This is a genomic window from Pseudomonas sp. MDT1-16 (assembly GCF_054898115.1).
Genome location: NZ_CM142717.1, coordinates 1,087,463 through 1,113,845, shown reverse-complemented (window position 1 = coordinate 1,113,845; position 26,383 = coordinate 1,087,463). Strand labels below are relative to the sequence as shown.

General features: G+C 53.6%; 25 protein-coding genes and 4 pseudogenes. 7 read left to right on the top strand and 22 right to left on the bottom strand.

Features of this window, described 5'->3' with window-relative positions; all coding sequences use genetic code 11:
• Nucleotides 1-76: 76 nt before the first annotated feature.
• On the bottom strand, nucleotides 77-730 hold the full coding sequence (locus ACYZT3_RS04925) for a GntR family transcriptional regulator (RefSeq protein WP_282374886.1): 654 nt from the start codon (nucleotides 728-730) through the stop codon (nucleotides 77-79).
• Nucleotides 731-943: 213 nt separating this feature from the next.
• On the opposite strand from ACYZT3_RS04925, the gene ACYZT3_RS04920 reads away from it, so the two are divergent.
• Nucleotides 944-1,330 (top strand): VOC family protein, encoded by a 387-nt coding sequence (locus ACYZT3_RS04920; protein ID WP_282374884.1) that lies wholly within the window; start codon nucleotides 944-946, stop codon nucleotides 1,328-1,330.
• Nucleotides 1,331-1,386: 56 nt separating this feature from the next.
• Here ACYZT3_RS04920 and ACYZT3_RS04915 read toward each other — a convergent pair whose 3' ends face one another.
• The 5 genes from ACYZT3_RS04915 to ACYZT3_RS04895 all read right to left on the bottom strand — a co-directional run bounded on the left by ACYZT3_RS04915 (nucleotide 1,387) and on the right by ACYZT3_RS04895 (nucleotide 6,712).
• Complete coding sequence (locus ACYZT3_RS04915) at nucleotides 1,387-2,106, bottom strand: HpcH/HpaI aldolase family protein (protein WP_462031628.1); 720 nt, start codon at nucleotides 2,104-2,106, stop codon at nucleotides 1,387-1,389.
• A gap of 473 nt (nucleotides 2,107-2,579) precedes the next feature.
• Entirely contained in the window at nucleotides 2,580-3,749 is a 1,170-nt protein-coding gene (locus ACYZT3_RS04910; RefSeq protein ID WP_282374879.1) for a Gfo/Idh/MocA family protein, read from the bottom strand.
• Between the two features lie 27 nt (nucleotides 3,750-3,776).
• Nucleotides 3,777-4,805: an ABC transporter permease gene (locus tag ACYZT3_RS04905; protein ID WP_282374876.1), complete on the bottom strand. Its 1,029-nt coding sequence runs from the start codon at nucleotides 4,803-4,805 to the stop codon at nucleotides 3,777-3,779.
• 7 nt (nucleotides 4,806-4,812) lie between these two features.
• Entirely contained in the window at nucleotides 4,813-5,589 is a 777-nt protein-coding gene (locus ACYZT3_RS04900; protein ID WP_282374874.1) for an ATP-binding cassette domain-containing protein, read from the bottom strand.
• A gap of 97 nt (nucleotides 5,590-5,686) precedes the next feature.
• Nucleotides 5,687-6,712 carry a sugar ABC transporter substrate-binding protein gene (locus tag ACYZT3_RS04895; RefSeq protein ID WP_462031627.1) on the bottom strand — a complete coding sequence of 342 codons (1,026 nt, stop codon included), beginning with the start codon at nucleotides 6,710-6,712 and terminating at the stop codon, nucleotides 5,687-5,689.
• A 175-nt stretch (nucleotides 6,713-6,887) separates the two neighbouring features.
• Between ACYZT3_RS04895 and ACYZT3_RS04890 the strand changes: the two genes are divergently transcribed.
• From ACYZT3_RS04890 to ACYZT3_RS04875, 4 genes and pseudogenes are all read left to right on the top strand, one after another.
• A complete protein-coding gene (locus ACYZT3_RS04890; RefSeq protein ID WP_282374872.1) occupies nucleotides 6,888-7,997 on the top strand; it encodes a Gfo/Idh/MocA family protein in 1,110 nt (369 codons plus the stop codon).
• 80 nt (nucleotides 7,998-8,077) lie between these two features.
• On the top strand, nucleotides 8,078-9,370 hold the full coding sequence (otnK, locus tag ACYZT3_RS04885; protein WP_462031626.1) for a 3-oxo-tetronate kinase: 1,293 nt from the start codon (nucleotides 8,078-8,080) through the stop codon (nucleotides 9,368-9,370).
• Nucleotides 9,367-9,618 (top strand): annotated as a pseudogene (locus ACYZT3_RS04880) (class II aldolase/adducin family protein); the annotation flags it as partial. The gene otnK and the pseudogene ACYZT3_RS04880, both read left to right, overlap by 4 nt.
• Nucleotides 9,618-9,806, top strand: a pseudogene (locus ACYZT3_RS04875) (TIM barrel protein); the annotation flags it as partial. The pseudogenes ACYZT3_RS04880 and ACYZT3_RS04875, both read left to right, overlap by 1 nt.
• 374 nt (nucleotides 9,807-10,180) lie before the next feature.
• On the opposite strand, the gene ACYZT3_RS04870 reads toward ACYZT3_RS04875, so the two are convergent.
• The 7 genes from ACYZT3_RS04870 to ACYZT3_RS04840 all read right to left on the bottom strand — a co-directional run bounded on the left by ACYZT3_RS04870 (nucleotide 10,181) and on the right by ACYZT3_RS04840 (nucleotide 18,598).
• On the bottom strand, nucleotides 10,181-10,954 hold the full coding sequence (locus ACYZT3_RS04870) for an OmpA family protein (protein WP_282374870.1): 774 nt from the start codon (nucleotides 10,952-10,954) through the stop codon (nucleotides 10,181-10,183).
• 10 nt (nucleotides 10,955-10,964) lie between these two features.
• Nucleotides 10,965-11,354 carry a DUF4398 domain-containing protein gene (locus tag ACYZT3_RS04865; RefSeq protein WP_282375322.1) on the bottom strand — a complete coding sequence of 130 codons (390 nt, stop codon included), beginning with the start codon at nucleotides 11,352-11,354 and terminating at the stop codon, nucleotides 10,965-10,967.
• A gap of 174 nt (nucleotides 11,355-11,528) precedes the next feature.
• Entirely contained in the window at nucleotides 11,529-11,966 is a 438-nt protein-coding gene (locus ACYZT3_RS04860; protein WP_282374869.1) for a hypothetical protein, read from the bottom strand.
• A gap of 52 nt (nucleotides 11,967-12,018) precedes the next feature.
• Nucleotides 12,019-13,227 carry an EAL domain-containing response regulator gene (locus ACYZT3_RS04855; RefSeq protein ID WP_282374868.1) on the bottom strand — a complete coding sequence of 403 codons (1,209 nt, stop codon included), beginning with the start codon at nucleotides 13,225-13,227 and terminating at the stop codon, nucleotides 12,019-12,021.
• Nucleotides 13,228-13,403: 176 nt separating this feature from the next.
• The gene (locus ACYZT3_RS04850; protein ID WP_462031625.1) at nucleotides 13,404-16,211 is read right to left on the bottom strand and encodes an autotransporter outer membrane beta-barrel domain-containing protein; all 2,808 of its coding nucleotides are present in this window, start codon (nucleotides 16,209-16,211) and stop codon (nucleotides 13,404-13,406) included.
• A 139-nt stretch (nucleotides 16,212-16,350) separates the two neighbouring features.
• Nucleotides 16,351-16,923 carry a DUF1120 domain-containing protein gene (locus ACYZT3_RS04845; RefSeq protein ID WP_462031624.1) on the bottom strand — a complete coding sequence of 191 codons (573 nt, stop codon included), beginning with the start codon at nucleotides 16,921-16,923 and terminating at the stop codon, nucleotides 16,351-16,353.
• Between the two features lie 31 nt (nucleotides 16,924-16,954).
• On the bottom strand, nucleotides 16,955-18,598 hold the full coding sequence (locus ACYZT3_RS04840) for a fimbria/pilus outer membrane usher protein (RefSeq protein ID WP_462031623.1): 1,644 nt from the start codon (nucleotides 18,596-18,598) through the stop codon (nucleotides 16,955-16,957).
• A gap of 42 nt (nucleotides 18,599-18,640) precedes the next feature.
• Here ACYZT3_RS04840 and ACYZT3_RS04835 point away from each other — a divergent pair.
• A protein-coding gene (locus tag ACYZT3_RS04835; RefSeq protein WP_462031622.1) for an IS3 family transposase occupies nucleotides 18,641-19,860 on the top strand; the annotation gives its coding sequence in 2 pieces (ribosomal slippage) (nucleotides 18,641-18,986 and nucleotides 18,986-19,860; 1,221 coding nt in all).
• Here ACYZT3_RS04835 and ACYZT3_RS04830 read toward each other — a convergent pair.
• The 3 genes from ACYZT3_RS04830 to ACYZT3_RS04820 form a co-directional block, all read right to left on the bottom strand.
• On the bottom strand, nucleotides 19,832-20,854 hold the full coding sequence (locus ACYZT3_RS04830) for a fimbria/pilus outer membrane usher protein (RefSeq protein ID WP_462031621.1): 1,023 nt from the start codon (nucleotides 20,852-20,854) through the stop codon (nucleotides 19,832-19,834). The genes ACYZT3_RS04835 and ACYZT3_RS04830 overlap by 29 nt on opposite strands.
• 34 nt (nucleotides 20,855-20,888) lie before the next feature.
• A complete protein-coding gene (locus ACYZT3_RS04825; protein ID WP_462031620.1) occupies nucleotides 20,889-21,599 on the bottom strand; it encodes a fimbria/pilus chaperone family protein in 711 nt (236 codons plus the stop codon).
• Between the two features lie 168 nt (nucleotides 21,600-21,767).
• The gene (locus ACYZT3_RS04820; RefSeq protein ID WP_462031619.1) at nucleotides 21,768-22,403 is read right to left on the bottom strand and encodes a DUF1120 domain-containing protein; all 636 of its coding nucleotides are present in this window, start codon (nucleotides 22,401-22,403) and stop codon (nucleotides 21,768-21,770) included.
• A 311-nt stretch (nucleotides 22,404-22,714) separates the two neighbouring features.
• Here ACYZT3_RS04820 and tnpB point away from each other — a divergent pair.
• Nucleotides 22,715-22,936: pseudogene (tnpB, locus tag ACYZT3_RS04815) on the top strand (IS66 family insertion sequence element accessory protein TnpB); the annotation flags it as partial.
• A gap of 171 nt (nucleotides 22,937-23,107) precedes the next feature.
• Here the strand turns inward: tnpB and ACYZT3_RS04810 are convergent.
• From ACYZT3_RS04810 to ACYZT3_RS04785, 6 genes and pseudogenes are all read right to left on the bottom strand, one after another.
• Entirely contained in the window at nucleotides 23,108-23,476 is a 369-nt protein-coding gene (locus ACYZT3_RS04810; RefSeq protein WP_462032443.1) for a hypothetical protein, read from the bottom strand.
• Between the two features lie 99 nt (nucleotides 23,477-23,575).
• Nucleotides 23,576-23,959 carry a hypothetical protein gene (locus ACYZT3_RS04805; RefSeq protein ID WP_462031618.1) on the bottom strand — a complete coding sequence of 128 codons (384 nt, stop codon included), beginning with the start codon at nucleotides 23,957-23,959 and terminating at the stop codon, nucleotides 23,576-23,578.
• 17 nt (nucleotides 23,960-23,976) lie between these two features.
• The gene (locus ACYZT3_RS04800) at nucleotides 23,977-24,315 is read right to left on the bottom strand and encodes a DUF1120 domain-containing protein (RefSeq protein WP_462031617.1); all 339 of its coding nucleotides are present in this window, start codon (nucleotides 24,313-24,315) and stop codon (nucleotides 23,977-23,979) included.
• Nucleotides 24,316-24,333: 18 nt separating this feature from the next.
• Nucleotides 24,334-24,462: pseudogene (locus ACYZT3_RS04795) on the bottom strand (DUF1120 domain-containing protein); the annotation flags it as partial.
• Between the two features lie 496 nt (nucleotides 24,463-24,958).
• Nucleotides 24,959-25,129 carry a hypothetical protein gene (locus ACYZT3_RS04790; RefSeq protein ID WP_462031616.1) on the bottom strand — a complete coding sequence of 57 codons (171 nt, stop codon included), beginning with the start codon at nucleotides 25,127-25,129 and terminating at the stop codon, nucleotides 24,959-24,961.
• 281 nt (nucleotides 25,130-25,410) lie between these two features.
• On the bottom strand, nucleotides 25,411-26,049 hold the full coding sequence (locus tag ACYZT3_RS04785; RefSeq protein ID WP_462031615.1) for a DUF1120 domain-containing protein: 639 nt from the start codon (nucleotides 26,047-26,049) through the stop codon (nucleotides 25,411-25,413).
• Between the last annotated feature and the right edge of the window lie 334 nt (nucleotides 26,050-26,383).

Sequence of the window (26,383 nt, the reverse complement as noted above, 5' to 3'; positions counted from 1 at the left end):
CGTGGCCTGCAGCGCGGTGTTTAACCCAAACCCCAAAACCGCACCTTTCTCTAGCTCAGAGTTTCCTCAGGCCTCACTAAACACTGTCGTGGCGCGTCCCGTAGCGCTGTTCGTAAGCACGAATATAAGCATTGGGAGAGTCCGGCAAATGTGCTTTCACCACTTCGATCAAAGCTTGCCGATCAGTGCCGCTCATCGCCGCCAGAATCGCCAAGTGATCCCTCTCCACTTTTTTCAGATGTCCTGGATCTGCGTATTTGACTGCCCTGATCAGGTGGGCCTGTTTGGCGCAATCAACAATGATCTCGACCAGCTTGCTATTATTACAGGCGGAATATTGGGCTTGATGAAATTCGATATTCAGATAGAACACTGCACGCAGATCTCCTGCAGCAATGGCGGCCGAATGGCGATTTTGAATCTCCCGCATTTTCGTCAAGATCGGTTCTGGCGCTGGCAGCGGCGTACGCATTGCAGCGGCGACTTCCATTACCTCCCGCACCTCATAGATTTCGGTCACTTCAGTCGGCGTCAGTTCGCGTACAAATGCACCGCGATTCGGGATGCGCGTGATTAATCCGGCAGCGTGCAGATCCTCGAGCACATCCCGGATGACGTGACGTTTTTCATTGAATCGTGCAGCCAAATCCTCTTCGACCAGCTTCTCTTTTGAATGAAGAATGCCAAAAACAATTTCTTCTTCCAACTGCTGAACTACATCTGCACGCATTCCAGATCCTCAGAATTTCCTGATTTTTTTGATTGCCGGGGGCTTACGTATGCAGCGCTGGCATGCCCTTTTTCCAGCACTGTTTACGTAAGCCCTAAGTGCAATTTACTGCCGGCATAATACCAAAAATTCTTCAACGATAGTGGTAAATGTATTGTTGACAATTTGTCCGACAATGTCCACAGTGAAATTCCATAACAAAAGGTGCCCAATATGAAACTTAGTAAGCTGGAGCATTACAATATAGAAACCGTAAAACCGGAAGAGACCGTCAGGTTTTACACTGAGGCCCTAGGGCTGGAAAACGCCCCACACCGCCGCCCCGACGTCAGCCGACCAGGAACCTGGATTTACGTAGGCGATGTGGCGGCCATTCATATAAATTTCGTCGAAGTCGATCAATCTGGAAAAACAGGCGCCATCGATCATGTCGCTTTTGAGGGGCACGATTACGTAGCATTTTGTCACCATCTGCGTAATCTCGGCATTGAATTCGAAACAGTGGAATCGCCGACATTAAATCTGGCACAGATATATGTTATCGATCCAAATGGCATCCGCATCGAAATCAATATCCGTGGTGAAAAACTCGGATCCTAAGGCCTGATAGTTATTCCTGACCCATTACATGTAATAGGTCAGGAACATCGCACTGTTTATAGGTCGGCGGTTATCTGCATTTCCGCAATGATTGCTCCCGTGGCCTTGCGCAGCAAACCGGCATCGTTCATCACTGTCACCAAATCGCAACCAGACGCCACCATCACACGTGCGAAAGCCACATCTGGACAAAAAATGCCGACGCGCAGATTATGAGCGCGGGCAACCTGGATAACGCGCTCTAGTTCCCTGATTACTCGTGGTGAGAGTGGATTACTAATCACACCTTCCAGCGTCATGGACAAATCGCTAGGTCCAATGTAAAGACCATGCAAACCCGGTACGCTAGCGATCTGTTCAAGATTTTCCAATGCCAGCTTAGTTTCTATCATTGCCCACGACAGCACGGCTTCATCAGCACCGTTAACGTAATCGGCACCGCCATATAAAATACCGCGCGCCGGGCCATAACTGCGGTCGCCATGAGGGGGATAACGCATCGTTCTTACGAAAGCTTCGCACTGGTCGCGCGTGTCGATCATAGGACAGATGACACCATATGCCCCCATGTCGAGCACTTTCTGAATTAGCCAGGCAGTATTGGCTGGCACCCGCACCATGGGCACTGCAGCCGTAGTTGAGATTGCTTGCAGCATACTGAGCGCTGTCTCTATATCAAACATGCCATGTTGAAGGTCAACCGTAACCGCATCGTAAGGCAAATGCGCCACCACCTCGGCGCTGTAACTGGAGCCTATCGACAACCACGCATTCAACGCGCATCTGCCCTGCTGCCATACTTCCTGTAACCCGTTTGCTCGCATATTTTTTACCTACATTAAATGTTCGACACAGCAGCACGACTCGCTTTATTGACTTAGCCGGCGGCACAGGACGGTTGCAAGAGCTAAGTGCAACACAGTTACCGAGTTGAAAGATGAGTGTAATGTTGCAAACCCATCCGCTAAGTGGATACTTCGATCGGACACCGCGAACTAAATCACTTGGACATGTTGATATTTAGAAAGTACGCAAACTTGTCCAACTTCTTTTTTCTGTATTTGGACAGATCGTTGTCTTTGGGTAAAAACATAGTTTGCAGACGAGCGCAGGCTTTTTAAAATTGCTCTAAATTACGCGCTACTCACCCGCCATGTTTTTTAGAAAAAAAGCGCGATACATTTATAGAACATGGCAGCACCCTAACGAACAGCAAGGTACTGCACTCAGTTTTACGGCCACCTCGTAATTACAAGGGTTGCCAGTCACCATCTTTCTGGTTTGATGCAGTAGCGGCGGCAATCATGCGCATACCGGCGACACCATCGGCAATGGTTGGCAGATTGCCCATCAAATCCGAGCTACCCGTACCGGTGCGGGCGGCTACCAACGCCAGCGCAGCTTCTGCATAGATATTGGCAAAAGCCAGCGGATAACCTTCCGGGTGCCCTGGCCGGAAACGCGAAGAGCGCGCGACAAAATCAGAAGTGCCGTCCTGCCCCGATCGCAGAATCATCTCTGGTGTTTGAAGCGGTCGAAAATGAAGATATTCGGCATTCTCTTCACGCCATTCAATCGAAGCCTGGTCACCATAAATACGGAATGACAAACCATGCTGGCTGCCAGTGGCGACATAGCTTGCCCACAGGCGACCAACAACACCTTCCTTATAGTCGAAATCGAGATAAGCGTTGTCATACACTTCTCGCCGCGCGGCCAACGTCTGCATGCGTGCAGACAAACGCTGCGGCAGCATGCCAGTGATATAGCTCATCAGATGATAAGCATGCGAACCGACTTCGCCAAGTACAGCTTCTTTACCCATCGATGCGGCACGAAAGCGCCAATGTCGCTGTGCTGGATCTTCCACCTCCACCGATACTCCCGGCGCACCGCCAGCAAATTCCACCTCTATCATGCGTAGACGTCCCAGCGCACCTGACCTGACCAGGTCACGCGCATGGCGAACCATGGGGAAGCCGGAATAACAATGCGTCAGTACAAACAGACGCCCCGACGATGCTACGCATGCAGCGAGTTCCTCCGCTTCCGCGACGGTCTTGGTCAGGGGTTTTTCGCAGATGACATCGATGCCCGCATTAAGAAACGCCATCGCAACGTCTTTGTGTATTTGGGGCGGCGTTGCAATCACCACCACGTCGATGCCATCTGTACGCGCCGCTTCACGCCTCGCCATATCGCGATAATCGTCGTAAATGCGATCAGGCGATACCAGCAACCCCGCGCCAGTCGCGCGCGATATTTCTTGATCAATCGAAAAGGCACCAGCGACCAGCTCATAGCAACCATCGGTTTGGTAAGCAATTCTGTGCGTTTCGCCGATGACCGAGTCAAAGCCACCGCCCACCATGCCAAGCCGCAAACGGCGGCCGAGTTTCGTTAAAATAGTTGAGTACATGTTTGTGTCCTCGTGCGAAAGTGATAGTCATTTTTGTCGTGCGCGTGCTTTTGTAAGAGTTGCTTCATATGAAACACGGATCGTATCGAGATACACAGCGCCGATTAGCACCACTCCCACCACGATCTGTTGTAAAAATGGATCCATACCAAAGACATTCAAGGCAAAGCGGATAGTCGCCATGACTAGAGCGCCGCTAACCGCTCCCATCACACTACCGCGTCCACCCATCAAACTAGCGCCACCAATGACTGCAGCAGCAATCGCATCTAGTTCATAACCGAGACCAATCCCAGGATGTGCTGAACTGACGCGTGACGACAGCACAATCGCAGCACAGCCAACAGTGAAACCGGCAAACATGTAGATTTTAATTCTTAGTCGTTTAACATTGACACCTGCACGCCTGACACTTTCTTCGCTGGCCCCACTCGCATATGTGTAGCGACCCAAGGGACGCTGGGTAAATATATAGTGAGCCAAGATAGCAACTACAGCCACAATCCAGATCGGGAATGGAATGCCTAGCAGTTCACCATTCCCGATGTAATCAAACCACTCCGGAAAGCCGTACAATGCATAACCACCAGAAAGTTTCAACGCCGTTCCTTGAGCGATTCCTAACATGCCAAGCGTGACGATGAAGGCCGGGATTCGGCCATAGGCAATCAAGAAACCATTAATGGCGCCACCTACTATACCTAGACCAATGGCAATAACCATCGCTCCAGACATCGGTATACCTAGTGAAGTAGTGGCGACCGCCATCACCACCATCGACAGCGACATCATGGTGCCGACAGAGAGATCAATACCGCCGGAAATGATTACCAGCGTCATGCCGATCGCAAGCAAAGCATTAACCGATGCCTGCAAGCTGATGGTCATCATGTTGGCAGTGCTGAAGAACGCTGGATGGATAAGCGTTATGACCAGAAAAATAACGATCAGAAGCAACAAGGGGCCGATTACATCGAATAAATGCCAGAAAGAAAATGAGAACACTTTTTCGGCTGGTGTTTCGGCTGGAGTTTTGGAGTGAATATTCGCGGACATAAGGCACCTAAGCAATAAGTTGAATTGGAGCGGTGGCAGCAGTCTTCATTTCACCGGTGATGATAATGTTGGCCAACTCTTCTTTGCTGATTGCCGAGGTCGCCACCTCGCCGACTTTGCGACCGTTTTTCATGATCACGCAGCGGTCGCACACCTCCATCACATCGTGCATATTGTGAGTGACATAAATGATTGCCATGCCACGTGCCCGCAACTCTTTCACCAGCGCCAGCACTTTGCGAGTCTGGGCGACACCGAGCGCAGCCGTCGGTTCATCCATGATGATCACACGGCAATCGGCGTTGACCGCTTTGGCGATGGCGACCGATTGCCGTTGACCGCCAGACAAGTCCTTGACCATGGCATCCACGCTAGGCAAATCGACGGCAAGCTCCACCAGCAGCTCAGTGGCTCGGCGTCGCATGCGTGCAGTATCGAAAAAAGACAGGCCGGGGAATATCGATTTGCGCAGCTCCTGCCCCAAGTATAAATTAGCCACGACGCTGAGGTTGTCGCAAAGCGCCAGATCCTGGAACACCGTCTGGATACCGGCCTCAAGGGCGGCCTTTGGTGTAGGAAATTCGATTTTTTCACCCGCTAATATGATCTCTCCCTCCTCGGGTATATAGGTACCCGAAATGACTTTGATCAGCGTCGACTTACCTGCACCGTTATCACCCAGCAAAGCAACAACTTCGCCAGCATTGAACTCGATAGAAACATCGTCGAGCGCGAATAGCGCACCAAACTGCTTACGCACATTGTGAATTGAGAGAAGTGACATGTACTCTTCCTATCTTGGATAGTGTTTTTATTAATCGGACCTGAGTTGGGTAACTGCTTGGCTTTGCTCGTCATGCATTGCTTGCAATTAAAGTAACTTAGCTCTTCTGCAGGTCTATCCGCAGGGCGTAATCATCAACATTTTCTGGCGTCACAAGCAACATACCGGAGTCGATAAGTGCGGGAAAATCCGAAGACTGCTTTTTGCCCGACATCAATTGCGCCAATATCTCGACCGCTTCGCTGCCCATTACATCGGGATACAAGGAAATAGTGCCTGACATTTTGTGTTCCCAGATCTGTTTGACCGCTTCGGCAACGCCATCAAAACCAACTATCTTGACCCCTGAAAACTTTCTAGCTTGGACGATATTGCCTTTGGCTTCTGCTTTTTTTGCCTCCCGCTCAAGAACTTGGCGAGCGCCTAGAGCCATCATGTCGGATGCGGCAAAAATAAGATCTATATCCTGATGGGCCGTAATAATCGCCTCGGTAGCTTGTACCCCACCCGGCAATGTCCAGCGTCCAGTAATGGAACTGGCCAGTTTAATCTCAGGGTACTTCTTGAGCGCTTCATGAAAACCTTGCGTGCGCTGCGCCGCTGTTGTGCCGCCAGGCTCACCTTCCAGCATCGCAACTTTTCCTTTCGCATTGATCAGTTTGGCGCTGAAATCGGCAGCGGCGCCCGCAGCCTTGATGTTGTCGCCCTGAATCAACGTGACATGACCATCGCCGTCTGTACTAGCGTCAACCAGTACGACAAAGATGCCTGCTTGCTTTGCCTTGCGCACCACATTACCTAAGCCCCGTGCGACCGTCGGCGCCAACACAATACCGCCAAACTCGCCACGGGCGATCAGCGCTTCGATAATGTTTATCTGATCTAGTACCGCAACATCGCTGCTGGAACTGAAACGTTCGGTAGAGATACCGAGCGTTGCTGCAGTACGTTCCGCTGCTTCAGCGATCTTGATTTGAAAAACATCATTAATGAGTGTCTTTGGCAGGATGGCGATCTTTTTGCCCGTACCAGCGATAGCGCCAAGCACCCCGCCACATGCCAGTACAGCGCTGGCTCCTAGCAGGATCTGTCCAAAACGGCGGCGCGAGAATTCTGTATTCATGTCTGCCTCTTTTTATTGGTTGCCCTTCAAGCGAGGTGCATTGGGGCCAGCATAGAATCATCGACAACTTTGTCAACAATTTATTTGACATTTGCTCTTAACCTCATCATGTTGCGCTTGCAGCACAAAGACGCGCTATTCGCACCATACAAAAACAAAATAAGGAAAAAACACGATGATCAGAATTGGCTTAATAGGCGCGGGCTTTATCGGCCAGATGCACGCATTGGCTTTCCGTAATGCCGCTATGGCAAGTTGGTCGCCCAAAATTGATATCCGCTTGGTCGCCCTGGCAGATCAGAATGTCGAACTCGCCGCAGAAGCCCAGAAGCGCTATGGTTTCGAACGCATCACTACTGACTGGCGTGAAGTGGCAGGTGCTGCTGATATTGATCTGTTGATCAACTGCGGGCCCAATCATCTTCACGCGGAACCGTCAATTGCGGCGGCCCAAGCTGGCAAGTCGGTATTCTGCGAAAAGCCACTGGCTGGTTCCGCCGATCAGGCTTATCAATTGTGGAAAGGAGTTGGGGCAACCGAAGCCACCGCAATGTGCGCCTTCATGCATAGATCAATCCCTGCGCTCAATCTGGCACGAGAAATGATCAAGTCAGGCGAGCTTGGTGAAATTCGTCATTTTCGCTCCCGCTTTTTACTCAACATGGTGACTGGCGATCCTTTGTCTTGGCGCTTCAGTCGTTCGCAAGCAGGCCTTGGTGCACTGGGCGACCTTGGATCACACCATATAGATCAAGCGCGTTTCCTGGTTGGTGAAGTGAGCTCGGTAGCCGCCATGACCAACACTTGGACTAAAGACCCAGCCGGCAAAGTGATTGACGTGAACGACGACTCCTTCGTCTGTGTTGCCCAACTGGACAACGGCGCCAGCGCCTCGTTCGAAGCGTCGCGAGTAGCCAGCGCCCATAATCTTGGCGGCTTCATTGAAATTGACGGGAGCAAGCGTTCAATCGCATTTCATATGGAGCGCCTGAACGAACTCGTTATTTACGAACCAAAACGCGGTTCGCGCACTCAGATGGTCACTCAAGCGGATCATCCCTACAGTGATTTCTGGCTGCCTATCGGCATCCAAGGCCAGCATCCACTCGGCTGGAACGAATGTTTCGCCCATCAAGCTCGACATATGCTCGAAGCGGTAGCAGCAGGCAAGCTAATTGCGCCGCGCGCAACTTTTGAGGATGGTTATCGGGTAGCCGAAATTGTGGAGACGATTGCCCGTTCGGCACAATCACGCTCATTTGAGACCGTTAACTTTCGCTCATGAAAGGGCTGTGTTTCACAAGTCCCTGTTTGCCACGACGAACTAAAATCGAGATGCGTTGCATCACGATTGAGGAACTCAACATGTTGACTGCCGCTGCCCACCCCCTGCTGGGCTGCATTGCTGACGATTTCACCGGTGCCACGGACCTTGCCAACATGCTGGTGCGCGGCGGCATGCGCACCGTGCAAAGCATCGGCATACCCGGTGCCGATGTCGCCGGCCAGCTCGACGCCGACGCTATCGTCATCGCCCTGAAGTCTCGGACCGTGCCGGCTGCCGATGCCGTGAAGGAGGCGCTCGAAGCGTTGCGCTGGCTGCGTGAGCGTGGCTGCGAACAGATTTTCTTCAAATACTGCTCGACCTTCGACTCGAGCGCGGCCGGCAATATCGGCCAGGTAAGCGAAGCCCTGCTTGGCGCACTGAACAGTGATTTCACCCTCGCGTGTCCAGCCTTCCCGGAAAACGGTCGCACGGTCTTTCGCGGGCATTTGTTCGTACAGGACCAATTACTCAGCGAGTCGGGCATGCAGCATCACCCGCTGACACCGATGACTGACGCCAATCTGGTTCGCGTGCTGCAATCGCAGACCCAGGGCAAAGTCGGCCTGCTGCGCTCTGACACCGTGTCCAAGGGAGTCGAGAGCATTCGAACCTGCATGGCGCAGCTTCGCGCCGACGGTATACGCATGGCGGTCGCCGATGCCTTGTCCAATGCGGATCTCTACGTATTGGGCGAAGCCTGCGCCGATCTTGCGCTGTTGACGGGTGGCTCGGGGCTGGCGCTGGGCTTGCCGGATAACTTTCGTCGTGCCGGTAAATTACGTGACCTGGACGCCGCTCAAGTGCCAAGGGTGGAAGGCGGCGAAGTGGTTCTCGCCGGCAGCGCTTCGCAAGCCACCAATGGGCAAGTAGCGACCTGGTTGCAGGCAGGTCGTCCGGCCTTTCGTGTCGACCCGCTGGCATTGGCTGCGGGTAATCCAGTCGTTGAGGAGGCGCTGACCTTCGCCGGTGACAGTGCAGAAACGGTACTGATCTACGCCACCAGCACCCCGGATGAGGTCAAGGCCGTACAACGTGAGTTGGGGACCGAGCGCGCGGGGAACATGGTTGAGCAGGCCATGGGCAGGATAGCCAGCGGGCTGCACAAGACAGGTATTCGTCGCTTTGTGGTCGCCGGAGGGGAAACCTCGGGGGCCGTGGTTCAGGCTCTGAATATCCAGCTATTGCGGATCGGTGCGCAAATCGACCCTGGTGTGCCCGCATGCGTCAGTACGCCTGGGGAACCACTGGCCCTGGCGCTCAAGTCCGGCAACTTTGGTGGCCCTGATTTCTTCGCCAAGGCTCTTAAACAACTGGCGGGAGTTCAAACATGAGCAGCGAAAACGCCCTGCGTGAAGAGATCTGTGACGTCGGCGGTCTGTTGTATAGCCGTGGCTACACGGTAGGTAGTGCCGGCACAACATCAGCGCCCGGCTAGAGACGGTTGGCTGATCACTCCCACGGACGCTTGCTGGGCCGTCTGGACCCGGCCTCGATTTCCAAGGTTAACCTGCTAGGGGAATGGGTCAGCGGAGACAAACCGTCAAAAACCCCGGCCTTGCACCGTCAGGTCTATGAACGGCCAAGCTTGGCATCACCGTTTTGCTGGAGCCGATCAACACCCGCGACATTCCGGGGTTTTTCCTCAACCACCAACATCAAGCACAGGCCATCTGCAAAGCAGTCGCCAAGGCCAATCTCAAGGTCCAGTTCGACACCTACCATTGCCAGATCGTAGAGGGTGACGTGGCGACGAGCACTGCGCTGGATACTGCGGTCCACTGATGTCCGCTTTGGGAAGTGGCCCTTGCTAACAGGTAGCTATCGGCCTGGACGCAGTCCTTTATGGTCACATCTGGAGCCCCAGTAAAAGCGCGTCACCGCTTCCTCTCTTTCAGAAAACCGACTGATTGGTATCGATTTCAGCCCTTCGCGACAGGCAGAAATCGGCCAAAAACAGTCATTCCCCCTACCATCATTTAGCTTCATTTTCGCGGACAGCCCATTTAGCGGTAGGCAAAGAACTGATGGGAATTGTCGCCGTCCTTTCTGCTCTAAAAATAATCAGGCCGCCCAACCAAACTGGCTGGGCGGCCTGGACACGGAACGCATTAGCACGTGGCGCTGCTCGGTTGCCCTACCGCTTAGCCGCGGCTATCAACTGCTGCTGAGCCGTTGGAAATGATCACTTCGACACGGCGATTCAGTTGACGTGACTGCGCCGTCGCTTCCTCAGCAACCGGATACTCCTCGCCGTAGCCTTTAGTGATCACGCGGCTTATATCAACCCCCAATCGTTCGAGGGCAAATGCAACGCTCTCAGCCCTGCGCTCCGACAAGTGCTGGTTGAACACATCGCCACCCACACTGTCGGTAAACCCTTCAATCCGAACCTTGCGCTCTGGATTGCTGATCAGGAAGTCGGCCAGTTGCTGTACATTGCGCTGATTGCCGGGTTTCAGGTCGGCCTTGCCGGTATCGAACAACACATCACCGAACGTCACCACTTGGCCACGCTCCGTCTGCTTGGCTTTCATCGCCTGCAAAGCTTTCAGTTGCTGAGTACGGACATCCAGCTGTACCTGGGTGCGCTCCACGTCGATGTTGCCCAATCCAGTTTCCGCTTCACGCCCGAGAATGGTCTGCTCGGCAAAGGCAATTTTTTGCTTGGCGATATACGCCAGTTGGTCGAGCTCAGGCGCACGGCGATCCTGTATGGATATCAAGTCTGCCTTTCCGAGCGCAACGAAAGCGTCTTGAGTTTCTATCGCTGCCAAGGTGCTCGATTCAGGTTTGCTCTGCAGCTGCGAATACAACTTTCGCGCCTCTACCAGTTGAGCGTTCTCCGGGGTTGCCGCGCAGCCAGCCAACATGAGGGCAAATACCGAAACCGTCGGCAGGAACAATGAAACACGCATGGTCAAATCCTCAGTTAGTTTGAGTCGAGGCTGGATTCAGGCCCGAACCAGGCGCCTGGAGCATTTCCCGCTTAAGGACCTGAATGCCGCTCTGGGCATCCGTCAACTCTTTCTGCGACTTCACGGTTCGTGCAGTGCGCTCAGCCAACGCCGCATCGATCTCGATTTGTTCGGCCAGGGTTTTGACTTGCACAAAGTTCTGTTCGCCGATGGCGCGCTCCATCAGGAAAACCTTGTCCTGGGCCGACTTCATTTGCATCGGGGCATACTCTGTTGCCCCGGCAGATACAGCACGACTGACGGCATTCTTTGCCAAGGAAATCTGTTCGTTAGGTGGCGGATTGCTCGCACATGCACTGACAAAGGCTGTCGCAGCGAACAGCAAGGACAAAGACCCCATTCGCCGGCCTGTATGTTGAATATTCATTAGATCCTCCAGACGATCTCAATTAAGTAATGCTCAAAACCTTCCTCACCGGAAAGTGAGAGGCAATAGAAGTTCACAGGGGCATTGCCGGCTGGCAATGCACGCCTCCTTACGCACCGTCATAGAGCGAATCGAACGTTGTATGGATTAAGCCCGGACGACCTCACACAGCCATGGCAGTGTCTTCAAACAGGCCCATCGTGGTGGCGGATCGATGATATTCAGCAAGATGTTTAACTCGCTGGCGTTTGGAGCATCAGCCAGTGATGCGTAGATGATCCGCCCCAGGCAGTCGAGACAAAGTGCCAGGGGCACAGTAGGACTTTCATAAATAAGCGCATGCAGAATCTGCCGTCGCTCACGACAAAACTTGTCCATGTCTATCCCATAGGACGACGCCAGGGCCCTGTTCACTATGAGCAAATCAAACGGTTCATAGGTACTGCTGGTCAGTAGCGACAGTTCCTCGAAAGTACGGACCGGAGCGATTCGGTAGTAATCGAGACGGTTCAACAACTTTTCGATGCGCAAGAGCTGGTCGTGACGCTCATCGGCAATCAATATTCGCAGGGCTTTATTAGTCATGTGATGAACCATCAACATTAATCGGAAGGAGGTGAGTACAGCTGATGCCTGACTACCCAAAACCCTGCAGAGGCTCCTGAGCCTGTTCCATCCATTGCAGTAAATCGTTGCCACTCATGGGCTTGGCGCGCCAAAAACCCTGCCCTTGGATACAACCCAAGTTCAGCAACTGCTGTCGTTGCTCATCGGTCTCAATGCCTTCGATAACTACCGACATCCCTAAAGTTTCACCCAAGGCCAAGGTACTGCTGACCACGGCTCGGCATCGAGGCTCGTGCATCAGAGTTCGGACAAACTCGGCATCCAGTTTGATTTCGTTGAAGGGCAGCTGACACAACCGTTGAAGGGAGGAAAAGCCCGCACCAAAGTCGTCGATGGACAGGTTGCAGCCCATCATCCGTAAGCGAAACAGACACTCCAGGCTCGTTTCTGACACTTGCAGCAGTCCACTCTCAACCAACTCGAACGTCAGGCCCGACCCGCGTGCGCCATGTTCGGTTAACAACGACCTGATCTGCGACGCAAGAGAGCTATTGGACAATTGCGCAGCTTGCAGATTGAAGGCGAAGTTGAGGTCATGCCCGAGTTTTTTCAGTTGCTGTTGCAATACCAAGGCGCGAGGCAGTTGCTGGAAAAGTAGTTCATCCATCAATCCGCACCGTTCCAGAGCCGGTATAAAAAAAGCGGGGGACAGGACCTCGCCGGAGGGTTGTCGACAGCGAGCCAGCACCTCAACGCCTGTGACTTCACCTGTCTTCAGGTTGAATTTCGGTTGATAAAAAGCGCAGAACTCATTGGCAGCAAAGGCCTGACAAACCTGAACATCGTCAGGAAACGTTATCGGATCCACTGAAACAGTTCCGATAGACGGCACACTGGCGTGCTTTTTTAGCAACTGCTCCAACGACTCATAGTGCAGCGGCTTTCCGACATCGCCGAGCAGTTCCAGATTTAACAAGGAAACAATCTGACGCACCGTACGGCGTAGATCGACTGAAAGAGAACTGCTGATGATCACCGACCCTACAAGCCCCGAATGGCCGACAGCTTGCAGAAACTCCAGGCCGTCCATGCCCTCCATACGCAAATCACAGAGCGCAATGTCTACCGGGCCGACCTCATCTAAAACGGCCAGCGCCTCTGCGCCGTCCGCAGCCTGGAATACTTCTTTGCATCCCAATTGCTGCAACATGCTGACGGCAATCGAGCGCTGAAATGAATGGTCCTCAAGGACGATGACACGCAGAGAAGAAATAGACATTCGACCAATCCTCGGGAAATGCTGTCACTCATCTTGCGTCACCGTCCGATGAAACAACCGAGGCAACGTCCTCAGTTGCTGTAAGAAATTTCCCAGTGAATGCCGCTGGAAGCCGTGGCAGAAATGATCGATAAAAAAAGCCCAGCAAAAGCTGGGCAAAAGAGGGAGCACGGTACTCACCACAGATAGCGATATCCGATCGTCACACCCCATGGCTGTTCGATGTCATGGCCTTTGGCGTACTCGGCATCGATTGAAACCTTACTCTTCTCGCTGACTTGCAAAATCCCACCAAAACCAAGCTCCGCCCGACTACCCGGCAGCTCGGAGTTGAGCTTGTTCCCGTTCACGGTTACATGGCTGTCGCCGGCGTGCTCCGTGATGTAGGACGCTTTGACGTAAGGCTGCGCTTTCATGCCATTGGCGAGCTCCAGACTACGACCGAAGAGCGAGCCAACGCGACTTTGCAATGAGTCCATCGCCTGCGAGTCGACACGCAGGCCATTGCTGGCCGTATATCGGGCACCTGCGGTACGGGTCGCGCTGAGTTGGATTTGTGGCTCGACGAACCAGCCATCCTTCAACGCGATGTGCTTGCCGACTTCCACACTCATGCCATAGCCGTCGGTGTCGTAGGAACCTTTGACCGCATTACCCAGGTTGGTCGGCAGCTTGAGGTCCTGGTCGAAACGGCTGTATTTGACGACGCTGTCGACGTACACGCCGTTATCGTTCAGGTAAGTGGCGTAGGCCCCCACCATCTTGCTGTCGATCTTGCCAGACGCCCCTTCGCCAAAGTTCAGATCAGACTGGGCGGTGCCCACCATGCCACCGACATAGACCTTGCCATTGGCCAGCGGTATCGCCTTGTCCGCGCCGATCTCAACCCCGGTATTGTTCTGGCTGAAGGCCCGGCTGGAATGCTCGGAAAGGTTGTAACGACTGCCGATAGCCCGGGTCCAGACGCCGCCCTCGTCCTTGCCCAGACGCAGTTCGCCCAAGCGTTTGACCAGCGTGTTCATCTGCGCACTCCACAAGGTCGCGGCTGCGGTCTGTGAAGCGATGGCCGCATTGGCACCGTTGGACAGATGTCCAGGAGCAGGAGTGATCGGATCAGTCGGATCGATGGGTACTCCTGCAGTGTTTACGAGGAACCAGTCGTTGCCCTTCTGTTCCAGGGTGTAACGAAAGGCACCCGCATCCACATGCTCGCCATACAAGCCAAAACGCCCAGCACCACCGCTACCGTCCACCAGCATCAACTGCCCGTTCGCCGTGGCAGGCTCACTACCGGAGTCTTCCACCACCAGCGTATGTTCACCCTCAATCTGGCCACCGACCTTGAGCAGATTGCCCTGGAGGGTCGCCAGGTCAGTGTTCATCAGGAATGAACCGTTACCCGTCAGGTCGCCATCAATGGTCAGTGTGCTGAAGGGATGGCCGACAAAACTCACCTGACCCTCATTCAAGTGCAAGCGGCCGATTTGCGAATCGTCCGTCATCTGCCAGAGGCTTTGGCCCAGCGTCAGGCTATTGAGGCCATGGACGTCGCCCTTGAAGCTGGAGTGATCCCGCAACTCAAGCTGGGCGTTGTGGGCATCCGCGCGGATACCCCCCACCAGCTGCGACCGGGTGGCAGTGATCCGCACATCCTCGCTATCGACCAACGAGCCGTCGGCCATCAAACGTTTTTCCACCGCCAACAGGGTTTGCCCGCTGATCTGTGAGTCGCTGAAATCAATGCTCGCACTCCCGCCCTGCACGCTGAGGGCGCGGCCATTGGCGGCGCTGATCGAACTGCTCTGTAGCTCGAAGGTGTTGCTCACGCCAGCAGTGGCCAACGATTGCAGGCCAATGCTGTCCGTACCGTCAGCATCGACCGCTACGTTACTCAGGCGCAAGGTACCGCCATTGTTGGCTTGAAGTACCCTGGCGCTCACACCTGTGAGTTGCACCGAGCTATTGCTCACATCAATGGTCGAGCCGGAATACGCTGCCAGACCAATAGCGGTCTCTGTGCTGCTCAGGTCGACATTGTTCAGAGTGATCTGCGAGCGGTCGGAAGCAAAAGCACCCACACTGTTGGTGCCGACCTGCAACGAGAGGTTCTGGCCATCGATGGCCGATTCATTGCCCGCGTACAACGCGTAGGCCAGATTGCCGTTGGTATGTACTTGTCCGCCGTTGAGGCTGGCGTTGCCGCCCAGCTGGGTAAAGACCCCGATGGCTCCGTCACCCTGGGTATCGATACTCAGGTTGTTTGCGACCAATTGGCTGTCGTCATCCGGCACCCAGACACCAAAGGCGTTGGCCCCGGTGGTGAAGATCTGAGTACCGCTGAGAGTCGCCGTGGCATTGCGGTTGACGTTAACGCCGATGGCGTTGTCACCTGAGGTACGAATCACCGTAGCGTCTACCGTGGCGAGCGCCCGCTGACTGTCGCTAGAACCCAGTAGATAGATGCCATGAGCGTTATTGCCAGAAGTCTGCAGCGTGCTGTTACGGACATTGATCGCGCTGTCATCAAGCACGTTGATTGCCGAAGAAAAGCGCCCGCGGGTGTTGAGCGTCAACCCATCGGCCTGGACCTGTGCACCTCGCACAAGATTCAGGGCAAACGAATTGTCACCCCGGGTACTGATCTGCGTATCGTCCAACTCCCCCGTGTTGTTTGAACCCGCAAAGCTTAAGCCATGGCTCGCATCACCGAGGGCCACGATACTTGAACCTCTGACAAAGATGCTTGTATTGGCCCCGGACAAGACCACGCCATGACTTGACTGGCCGTCGGCAGTTACCGAGCTGTCGGTAATTGCCACGGTGAGGTTGCTACCTGGAACACTGATGCCCGGATGGTTATCACCGACGACATCAATAATCTGCTGATCGAATTCGAGGTCGACGGCGCTCAAAAGTTGTTGATCATGCGCAATCAAAACCACACTCGCGGCCAATGTCAGGGCGAAACGCGGCATACGAGACATAAGGTGTCCTTTCTTATATTCGGCAAATAGAAGAGCGCATCGCAATAATCGCTATTGCAAAAGGCTTTCAAAATTTCAAACTCTGGACAAACAGCTTGCAGCTATTGCAACTGTGTCAGTGCATTAAGTTATTCTGTGCTCAATAACTTCGGACCTGAAAAGACAGATTGGCTTCCAGCGTTTTGGCATCACGGGTACGCAGTTCGGAAACCGGCACCAACGGCCGTATCTCGATTTGCACCGAGAGGACCGAACCCTCCGCCGGCTGTCCGCCGCTGACGGGGATCACCATGTCACCCGGCACCGCCTCAATCGATTGGCCATGAGCACCAGGCGCAGCGCCCACTGACTTGGTCTGTGCAAGGTCGACACTACGACCGTCGAGCAAGGCATTGCTCAAGCGCACACTGACTTGCCCTGTTTGAGCGAACTTGAATTGTTCCCCATGAGTTTCGCCTCGCAGCACCAACATCAGTTTCGACGCTTTTGGGCAACTGGCATTGAGACTGATTATCCGGTTGCCTAACGCATGTATGTTGGCCGCATTCAGCGTGTCGTTTGAACCCGGTGGTATGACCCGACCAAAGTCCATATTCGTCTCACTCAAGCTGATTTGACAGTCCTGTGCTAATGCCTGTCCGGCGGCTGACACACCCACAATAATGCAGCCAGCCAATGTCATTTTTTTCAAGTAACGCATTGCGAAGTTCATAACTGTTCCCGCCCCGGTACGGGGTCATCAATCAACCCGCTACGCAGGTGGCCTTGGCCGTTTCGAAATAAACATTCAAATCCGGCTCATCCGGCAGTTTGAAATTAACGGCGCAGGACTTGCCCTCACCGAGGCTGATACTTAACGCCTCATTCAAGTGGCCGTTGGTAATGAACACCTTGCCGTCATCCACCACGGTAGTGACAAAGTTGCCTTGGGCATCGAGGACGGCAGCGCCCTTGTCCATCGGTTTGCCCGCGGCATCGGTGACTTGCAGTAAAGCGCGACGAGACTTGATCACCCCGAACTCAAGCTTGTTAACCGAACCTCGCCCAGCCGAGACGGCCTTAAAGCCATTCTGGATATCGACGTTGCGCGGCAAGCTCTTGGTCTCGATTTCCACGCGGGTGTTCTGATACGCATTGAGCTGCGGGATCACCGCATTGCCCCACGGATCGGTCCAGACCGGACCGCTCGGCGTCGTGAGTTTGACCCCACCCACATCGCCGACCTTGGCCACGCCAAAGGTGTCGGTTAATGGATAAGGTGAGAAGGTCACGCCATCGTTGTGAACCGCTACACCACCCCGCAGTTGCCCGCTATAGCTGCTGCTGTCGGAACCGCTTTGTGAATAGCCAAGGTTGACCTGAGCGAAGCGTGGCAACAGATTCACATTGCCAGAGAAGTCCTGTTCCTTGCGTTGGGTATCGCGTTCGGCACTCAGGCGATACGTCGCGAAATCATTGCTGTTGTCGTCGTAAGTGGTGCCAAATCGGGTATTGCCATTTCGTTTGCTGGCATAGCCCCGCACGTTGCGATTGCCGCCCAAGGGCACGCTGACGGTGAAATACATCGCCGTATCGTTATCGTCGGAACGACGGCTCCGAAAAATGTCTTCGTCATTGCTGTTTCGCCCTCCGAGATCGCGATCCAGGTTGAAACTGACGGTCGCGTGTTTGAACGGCTTACTCCAGGCCGCGCTCAGGTGACTTGATTTGCCTCCGTCGAACCTGTTGGACGTCGAGTAACCGGTCGTCAGACTGCCCAGCAACTCGTCATTCCAGCTCAGAGAGACCCCATACTCATCCTGGCTCAAACCATCGACGTAGCCGGGAGTCTGCTCGCGCGTCGTATCGAGCAGGTCGCGAAAGCCTTGGGTCTGGCGCGTGTAATTGATGCCGGCGCTGATGTTTTGGGTGAGGCTGGTACTAAGGCCGACGCTTGCCTGGGCACCCTTGACGCCCTCTTCACCGGCATTGGCCAGGGTGTTGCGAAAGCTGACCGACGTGTCGGGGCCCAGCGCCGAATCCAACGTCCAGCCTGCCGCTTGGTAAGCGTTGTCACTGGCCATCAAGCCTGCCGAGATCTGATGGCTGTCATCCAGTAGCCAGCCCCCGCTGGCCGTCACGACCACCGGAGACAGCATGTCCCGGTTGTCAAACGTGCGGACCTTGCCGGCAGCGATGGAAAACCCCGGCGCACTCAATGAAGCCTGACTGAGCGACGCGGCAGGCACCGTGAAACTGCGTTGTTCGCCGCTGGCTTCGATGACCCGTACATCAAGGTCCGTGAAGCCATTGAGCAGTTGCACATTGGGCAACTTAAAAGGGCCGGCCGGCACCAGCGAAGTATGAATTAATGCTCCTGTGAACGAGCCCCATGAAAGACAGGACACCGTTTCCCCCTTACGATAAGGGATAGGCAAACGGTTATGTTTATGACTAACAGCAACGATAAGAGTGGGGAGCTTTTGGGCCAAGAGCGGCGGCGCCGCTGGAGCCCAGAGCAAAAACTGGCCATGGTTCGCGAGAGTCTTGAGCCAGGGCAAAGCGTTTCGGTGGTGGCTCGGCGCAACGGCATCAATGCCAACCAGCTGTTCCTGTGGCGCAAGCTGTATCAGGACGGCAGCCTGTCGGCGGTCAGTGCTGGCGAGGCTGTAGTGCCGGCCTCCGAGCTGAGTGATGCGCTCAAGCAGATCCGTGAACTGCAACGGATGCTGGGCAAAAAAACGATGGAAGCAGAAATCCTCAAAGAGGCCGTGGAGATTGCCCGGTCGCGAAAATGGATTGCGCACTCACCCTTGTTGCCGGGGGACGACCAGTGAAGCTGGTCAGCGAATGTCTCGGTGTGGCGCGCTCGCAATTAACGGTTCGAATCAAGCAATCAGTATCGCCCAAAGTACGGCGAAGCAGGCCTGTGGACGATGCTGCGCTGGTGGTCGAAATCCAGCAACAGGTCAGCGAGCTTCCCAGCTATGGCTACCGTCGTGTCTGGGGATTGCTGCGTCGCGCCCGTGAAACCCAGTCGCTGCCGGCGATCAACGTGAAGCGGGTTTACCGGGTCATGCGCGATCACAACTTGCTGCTGGAGCGCCGGATCAAACAGCCCGGCATGCCGCGTCGGCACGAAGGCCGTATTGCGGTGGAAACCAGCGATACACGTTGGTGCTCGGACGGTTTTGAGTTCCGCTGCGAGGACGGCGCCAAACTGAGCGTGACCTTCGCCCTGGACTGCTGTGATCGTGAGGCCATCGGCTGGGTTGCAAGTCCAACGGGATACAGCGGCGATGATATCCGCGACTTGATGCTGGAAAGCGTGGAAAAGCGCTTTGGTGATCAACTGCCCGCCACGCCGGTGCAATGGCTAAGCGACAACGGCTCAGCCTATACCGCCGAACAGACGCGCCTGTTTGCTCGACAGATCGGTTTGCAGCCGGTGACCACACCTGTGCGCAGTCCGCAGAGCAACGGCATGGCTGAGAGCTTCGTGAAGACGATCAAGCGTGACTACGTGGCGCACATGCCCAAGCCGGATCGAGAAACGGCGCTGCGTAACCTGGCAATTGCCTTTGAGCATTACAACGAGCAGCATCCGCACAGCGCCTTGAACTATCGCTCACCGAGGGAGTTCAGGCGCTTGGCGGCAGCATCAATTTAACGGGGAGTTGGTGTCCGGTTTTGTAGGGGCAAGTCCATCCTGCCTGCCGCACTTCGACCCGGGCCTGACTCTGGGCGATACCCTCAACGGTGGCGCCACCCAGTCCTCTGCCCTGCAACGCGGCATCCGGTATCACTTGCATACCGGTGATCGCCGCTCCCGGGAACACGGAGTTACGAATGTTGATCTGCCCGGCCTGCAAGGTGGACTTAAGCGGCACAAAGGTTTTCTGGGCGTAGGTGTACAAAGACTGAAAGTTGCTGACGTCGTTCTGCACCGAATACGTCTGGCGACTGCGCACAATCCAATCGCCGGCATTAAAGCCCAGCTCGGTATTGCTCGAGTAAAAATTGCTGGTTGTCTCGGAAAACTGGTTGTTTTGCCCCAGCACCTCATAGTTAAACAACCCACCAATGCCACCGTATTGGTAGATGCCCATGTCTTCGCTTACGGGGCGAAGGGCATCGCTGCTGACGACCAGGAAAACTTCTTCTCGGTTAGGCCGTAGCTCCACCTCGGTTTGCGGGTAGGCCGCGATAAAATCGTAGCAATCCCCTTCGCCGGCCATTTTGAAACGATCCTGCGGGATCATCAGGTTCGCCTGGTCCAACAGCGCCCGGTTGAAACACAACTGGCCCTCGGCATCGAACAACGCGTCCACACTGCCGCGCTGGCTCCCATTGACTTGCAACCCGACGCGCCGGCTACCGGCCGAGAAGCGAGGCGCCTGACTGAAGAACTCTGCGACCTTGGGATCGAGGCCCAGACTCTTGAGCATCCCCACATCAAACGCGGCCGGCTGTGCGACACCGTTTGCTACTGGACTGACCGGAGGTGAACCCGTTGGTGACGAGGCCTTGGCACTCGGTACACCGCAAGCGAGTAGGCCAGCGATCATTACCATCAACGGTTTTAGCCGCAGGATGGTCATCGGCACACGGGGGAAGCGCGCGACCGCTTGAGCGGGATACGCCATCATGGGCAAGAACGTCATGGAGTGCACCATCTGGAAAGTCTGGACGAAACCACTACTTGTTCAGTGGTGCATCGAAGGGTTTAACCGCGAAACCATAGGTACTGGCCGGGTAAATACGTACCGTTGCATCGGCGCTCAAGCGGGTTCCAGCAGGCAGTTCGAAGTGATGCGTTTGGCCAGGCAAGATATAAGTGCGCGGCAACGCCAGATTGATTTTGGCCGGCATGACACTGACTTGCTGATTGAGCCGCACGACATAACGGCTGTCGTTCTTCACCGTCAAGGTTTGGCCTTTTATCGACCATTGCAGCAAGGTCCAAGGATCGGGCTTGAGCGGCAGGTCCGCCGGGGTAATCAATACCGGCAAGTTCTGGCGTACGGTCACCCCGATCTTCGCCGGAGCGTTGGGATCTTTTTGTGGAATACCTTCGAAATTCACGCGCTTGAGACGCTGCGTGGTAATCGGCTTTTCCGATTGAACGATAAACCGCACCAACTGCTTCTCTCCCGCCTCGACTCGAGCCACGGGAGGGGTCGCCACCACGAGACTTTCCTGATCTTCAGGCAAGTTTTCCAGCGAGGTGTACAGCAATGCTGCTTGACTATCGGTATTGGTCACATTAATGGTGCCCTCACCGTCAGCAACATTAATCAATACCACAGAGGTTTCCGGAACCATGCCGGCAGCCTGGGATACGTGACTAAAAGTGGTCAGTGTCAACGCAGAAAAAAAACACAAAGCAAACTTATCTAAAATTCTCAAATCTACAACCCCACTAATATAACGAAGGCAAAACCCTTAACATTGACTTGATAAAATCCGACACAAACAAAAATACAAGTTTAACTTATGAGCCAAGGCCAAACTTAAATATAGGGAGCCAGTCGATATTGCACCCACGCAAGCGGGCGCAATATGACTTAGATAAAATTACAAATAACGAACCGTCATAGTGGACAGCCCATCAAGGGTAATTGTGCTGGTCAAATCCAGAGTGCTGGTGGCTGAGATGGAAGGGGCCACTTCAATAATGCCCGCGAAGTTTGAGTACGCTGCCGGAACGAGCGTGCCGGGTACAGCATATCCATGGATAAGTGCGTCTCCCCGCACCTGAAGAGCATCGGTACTCGCGCGCCATGTTACACCACCATTAGTCGAGGTGATCACATCCACTGGAGCGCCGTCACCTGTAGCCCCAACCAACCGATCCCTAATGGAGTAGTCCCCAATGCTGTTGGAACCTTGCAGGCCAAGGCCGAAACTATAATCGTTGGCGGCAGCGCTAGAGGCCCGGTTATCACTCCAGGACGTACCAACGGCGATAGGTGCGTCACATGCAATGGTATAACTGACGGTTCGGCGTTGAAGTGATGTACGGACTGTCGGGCTTAAAGATGCACTAGGGATGAGACCATAATCGATAACTCCGCCGCCGGAGAAAGTCGGCGTGCATGCAGTTGGTGCGATAGTACCAATCACTCGTAAATCTGCTGTATCAACAGCAAACGCGCTAGTCGCGCTGAGTAACAATAAAGAACCCAGCAGCGCTTTTTTTGGGAAATTCATAGCCAATTACCTGTAGTAAGCAGAAATCCAAAGAAAGGTTATTGGTGCCATGGTTTATTGTGTCTTCACCTTGTACCCTTTCACCTGTCGCTAAGGATATGTAGGTAACAATGCCAAAAACAGATGAAGCAGCCCAAGATCTTGTAGGGAATTTCCCACGCGCTTCAGATCTGCTAAAGAACGACGACAGCACGGCTGGCATAAATGGCTACGCAAACGCAAGAGCAGGAAAGATTTGGCGATTCGGAGCGAAGCGATTATTTCGTAAGCGATCCACCGTGCCCACATTCAAAACCACCAGTTGAAGCCTGATGCTGTGCTCCCGATTCCCATCAGGAGCCCGCAACCATGATGCGTCTCGACGCCAAAGTCGAAAAAGTGTACCTCTACCCCAAACCCGTGGACTTCCGAAAGTCTATGACGGCCTGTCCGCCCTCGTCGAATTGGATATCAAGGTCGCGGTGTTCGATCCCGTGTTTTTCGTTTTTCTGAATCGCCACCGTAATCGAGTGAAAATCCTTTATTGGGAGCGCAACGGCTTTTGCCTTTGGCTCAAGCGCCTGGAGTTCGAACGTTTCAAAACAGCGCCCAATCGCATGTTTGTCATCGGCACACGGGAGAAGTGCGCAGCCGGTCGAGCGGGATACGCCATCACTGGCCAGAAAGTCATGGAGTGCACCATCTGGATGGTCTGGATGAAATCACTACTTTTTCAGTGGTGCATCGAAGGGTTTAACCGCAAAACCATAAGTACTGGCCGGGTAAATACGAACCGTCGCATCGGCGCTCAAGCGGGTTCCGGCCGGCAATTCAAAGTGGTTCGTTTGGCCAGGCAGAATGTACGTCCTCGGCAGCGTCAGTTTGATTTCCGCCGACATGAGGCGCACCACATAACGGCTGTCGTTATTCACCGCCAAGGTTTGCCCTTTGATCGACCATTTCAACAATGTCCAAGGATCGGCCTTGAGCGGCAGGTCCGTCGGAGTAATCAATACCGGCAGGTTCTGGCATACGGTTACACCGATCTTCGCCGGGGCGTTGGGATCTTTTTGTGGAATACCTTCGAAATTCACGCGTTTGAGACGTTGCGTGGTAATCGGCTTTCCGACTGAACGATAAATCGTACCAACTGCTTATCTCCAGCCTCAACCCGAGCAACTGGGGGGGCACTACTACGATACTTTCCTGATCTTCAGGCAGGTTTCCAGCGAGGTGTACAGCAAGGCAGTGTTGCTATCGGAATTGGTGACATTGATGGTGCCTTCGCCGTCACCAACATTAATTAACACCACTGAGGTCTCCGGAACCATTCCGGCGGCTAGAGATACGTTACTATCAATCGCCAACGTCACCCATGACGAAAAACACAAGGGAAATTTATATAAAACCCCCACCACATTGACTCCGAAGACAAATATGAAAAAATTGATTGCTGCCCTTAACTTGAAGACAGGCCCGAACAAAGACCCGAGCACTAGACTCTCCAGATAAACCAGATAAACCAGATAAACCAGATAAAAGATGCTATACATATTGCGCCCGCAAGGCGCAAGCACAATATGACTCATCTAGATTAAAGGTAACGAACCTCGAGAGTAGACAGACCATCAAGAGTGATCGACTGGCTCAAATCCAAAGTACTAGTAGCAGCAATAGTGGCTGTCACGTTGAAAGTCCCAGAAAAGTTCTGAAAAGCCCCTGGCACAACTGTACCGGCTGGAGCGAATGAAACAATGCGATTATAGTCATGCGCCATATTGGAACCTGAAGCCGCCACCCATGGGGCGCCGGTATCACTCATAATTAAATCTACTGGAGTGCCATCGCCTGTGGCGTTAACTGGAGCTATCGTATAAAGCCCAATATTAGTAGCATCTTGTTTGCCGAGACCAAACCTATAGACGGATGCCACAATGGAAGTTCCGTTGCGACTGTCAGTCCACGCCATAGCGATGGTGACGGGGGCATCACATGCAATTGTATAATTAATAGGTTTGGTCGCAAGCACCGTAGTGGCGGAGGGACTCAAAGAAGCAGTTGGGATAAGGCCATAGTCAATAACCCCCCCCCACTAGCAAAAGTTGGAGTGCATGCAGTTGGCGCAATAGTACCAATCACTCGCAGATCTGCTGTATCAACAGCAAACGCGCTAGTCGCGCTTAGTAACAATAAAGAACCCAGCAGCGCTTTTTTAGGGAAATTCATAGCCAATTACCTGTAGTAAGCAGAAATCCAAAGAAAGGTTGTTGGTGCCAAGGTTTATTGTGTCTTCACCTTGCACCCTTTCACCTGTCACTAAGGATATGTAGGTAACAATGCCAAAAACAGATGAAGCAGCCCAAGATCTTGTAGGGAATTTCCCACGCGCTTCAGATCTGCTGAAGAACGACGACAGCACGGGCAGCGAAATGGACTACACAAACGCAAGGATGGAGAAGGCGAGGGGCGGAGCGCAGTGGTTATTTCCACGTAATGAATTGAATGTTCGCGTGATAGCATCACCCACATCAACATCTAGAACACGCTTCGCCTCTGGCTGTCAGCGCAGTCGAGCCTCAAACGTTTTGAACATGCTTTTTCAAAGCGGTCGCCAATTCTGACATCTCAAGTTTCAACGTAGCAACCACCTGCTTCAGCACCTGCACATCGTCCGTCGCTTCACAAACGGCCTCCACTTGCTCCCAAGCGGCGATCTCGGGTCGGTCCAGACCGGCAAGTTCTGGCATACGGTCACACCGATCTTCGCCGGAGCGTTGGGATTTTTTTGGGGTGACGGCCAAGGATAGGTGACTAAAAATGGTCAGTGCCACCACTGAAAAAAATACAGACTAAGCTTATGTAAAACACTCAACTTTATGACCCCACTACATGACGAAGGCAAACCCTTAACATTAACTTGATTAAGTCTGACACATACAAAAGCACAAGCTGAGCTTGCGAATCAAAATCAAATCCAGTCTTTTAATATTGCGCCCGCAAGAGCGGGCACAATGTAGCTCAGGCAAAGTTACAAATAACGAACCGAAATAGTGGACAGGCCGTCCAGAGTAATTGAGCTGGACAAGTCCAAAGTACTGGTGGGTGCAATACGTGCAACAACACTCAAAACACCAGAAAAGTTTGTATAACTTCCTGGTACCAATGTGCCCGTTGGGGCATATGAATACATACGGATTCCGTCATTGGTTTGTCGAGGGTCGCTCGAAAGCACCCAAGCAGAAGCTGCGTTATTTTTCTGAATTATATCCACTGGCGCGCCGTCGGCTGTAGCACCGCCAACAATCTGGGTAATTCTGTAATATCCGATCTTAGCCGCATCTTGTAAACCGAGACCAAAAGTTTCGGGAGAACCGAGAGAAGCAGTACCCGCGCGATTATCACTCCATGATGTAGCAATACTGATTGGAGCATCACATGAAATGGTATATGCAATTGTATGAGCCGCAAGCAAAGTTAGATCAGTCGCACTCAACGAGGCTGTCGGGATATTTCCGTAATCAACAGTAGCGCCGCTTCCGAACGTTGGAGTGCATGCAGTTGGAGCAATGGTACCAATCACTCGCAGATCGGCCGTATCAACTGCAAATGCGCTGGTAGCACTCAGCGCCAACAACGAACCCAACAACGCTTTTTTAGGGGAATTCATAGCTAGTTACCTGTAGTAAGCAAAAATCCAAAGAAAGGTTATTGGCGCCAAAGTTTATTGCGTCTTCACCTTGTACACTTTCACCTATTACTAAGGATATATAGGTGACAATTCCAGAAACAGATGAAGCGGCCCAAGATCATGTAGGGAATTTCTTACAAACTTCAGATCCAACAGAACGGCCGGCGCAATTGACTACGTAAACGCAACGACGCGAGGAGGTTAGGGATTCGGAGCGCACTGATATCTCAACGCGATGAATTGAATATTCGGGTGACATAACCCCATGAACATCTAAAACAGGCCTCGCCTCTGGCTGTCAGGGCAGCAGGGC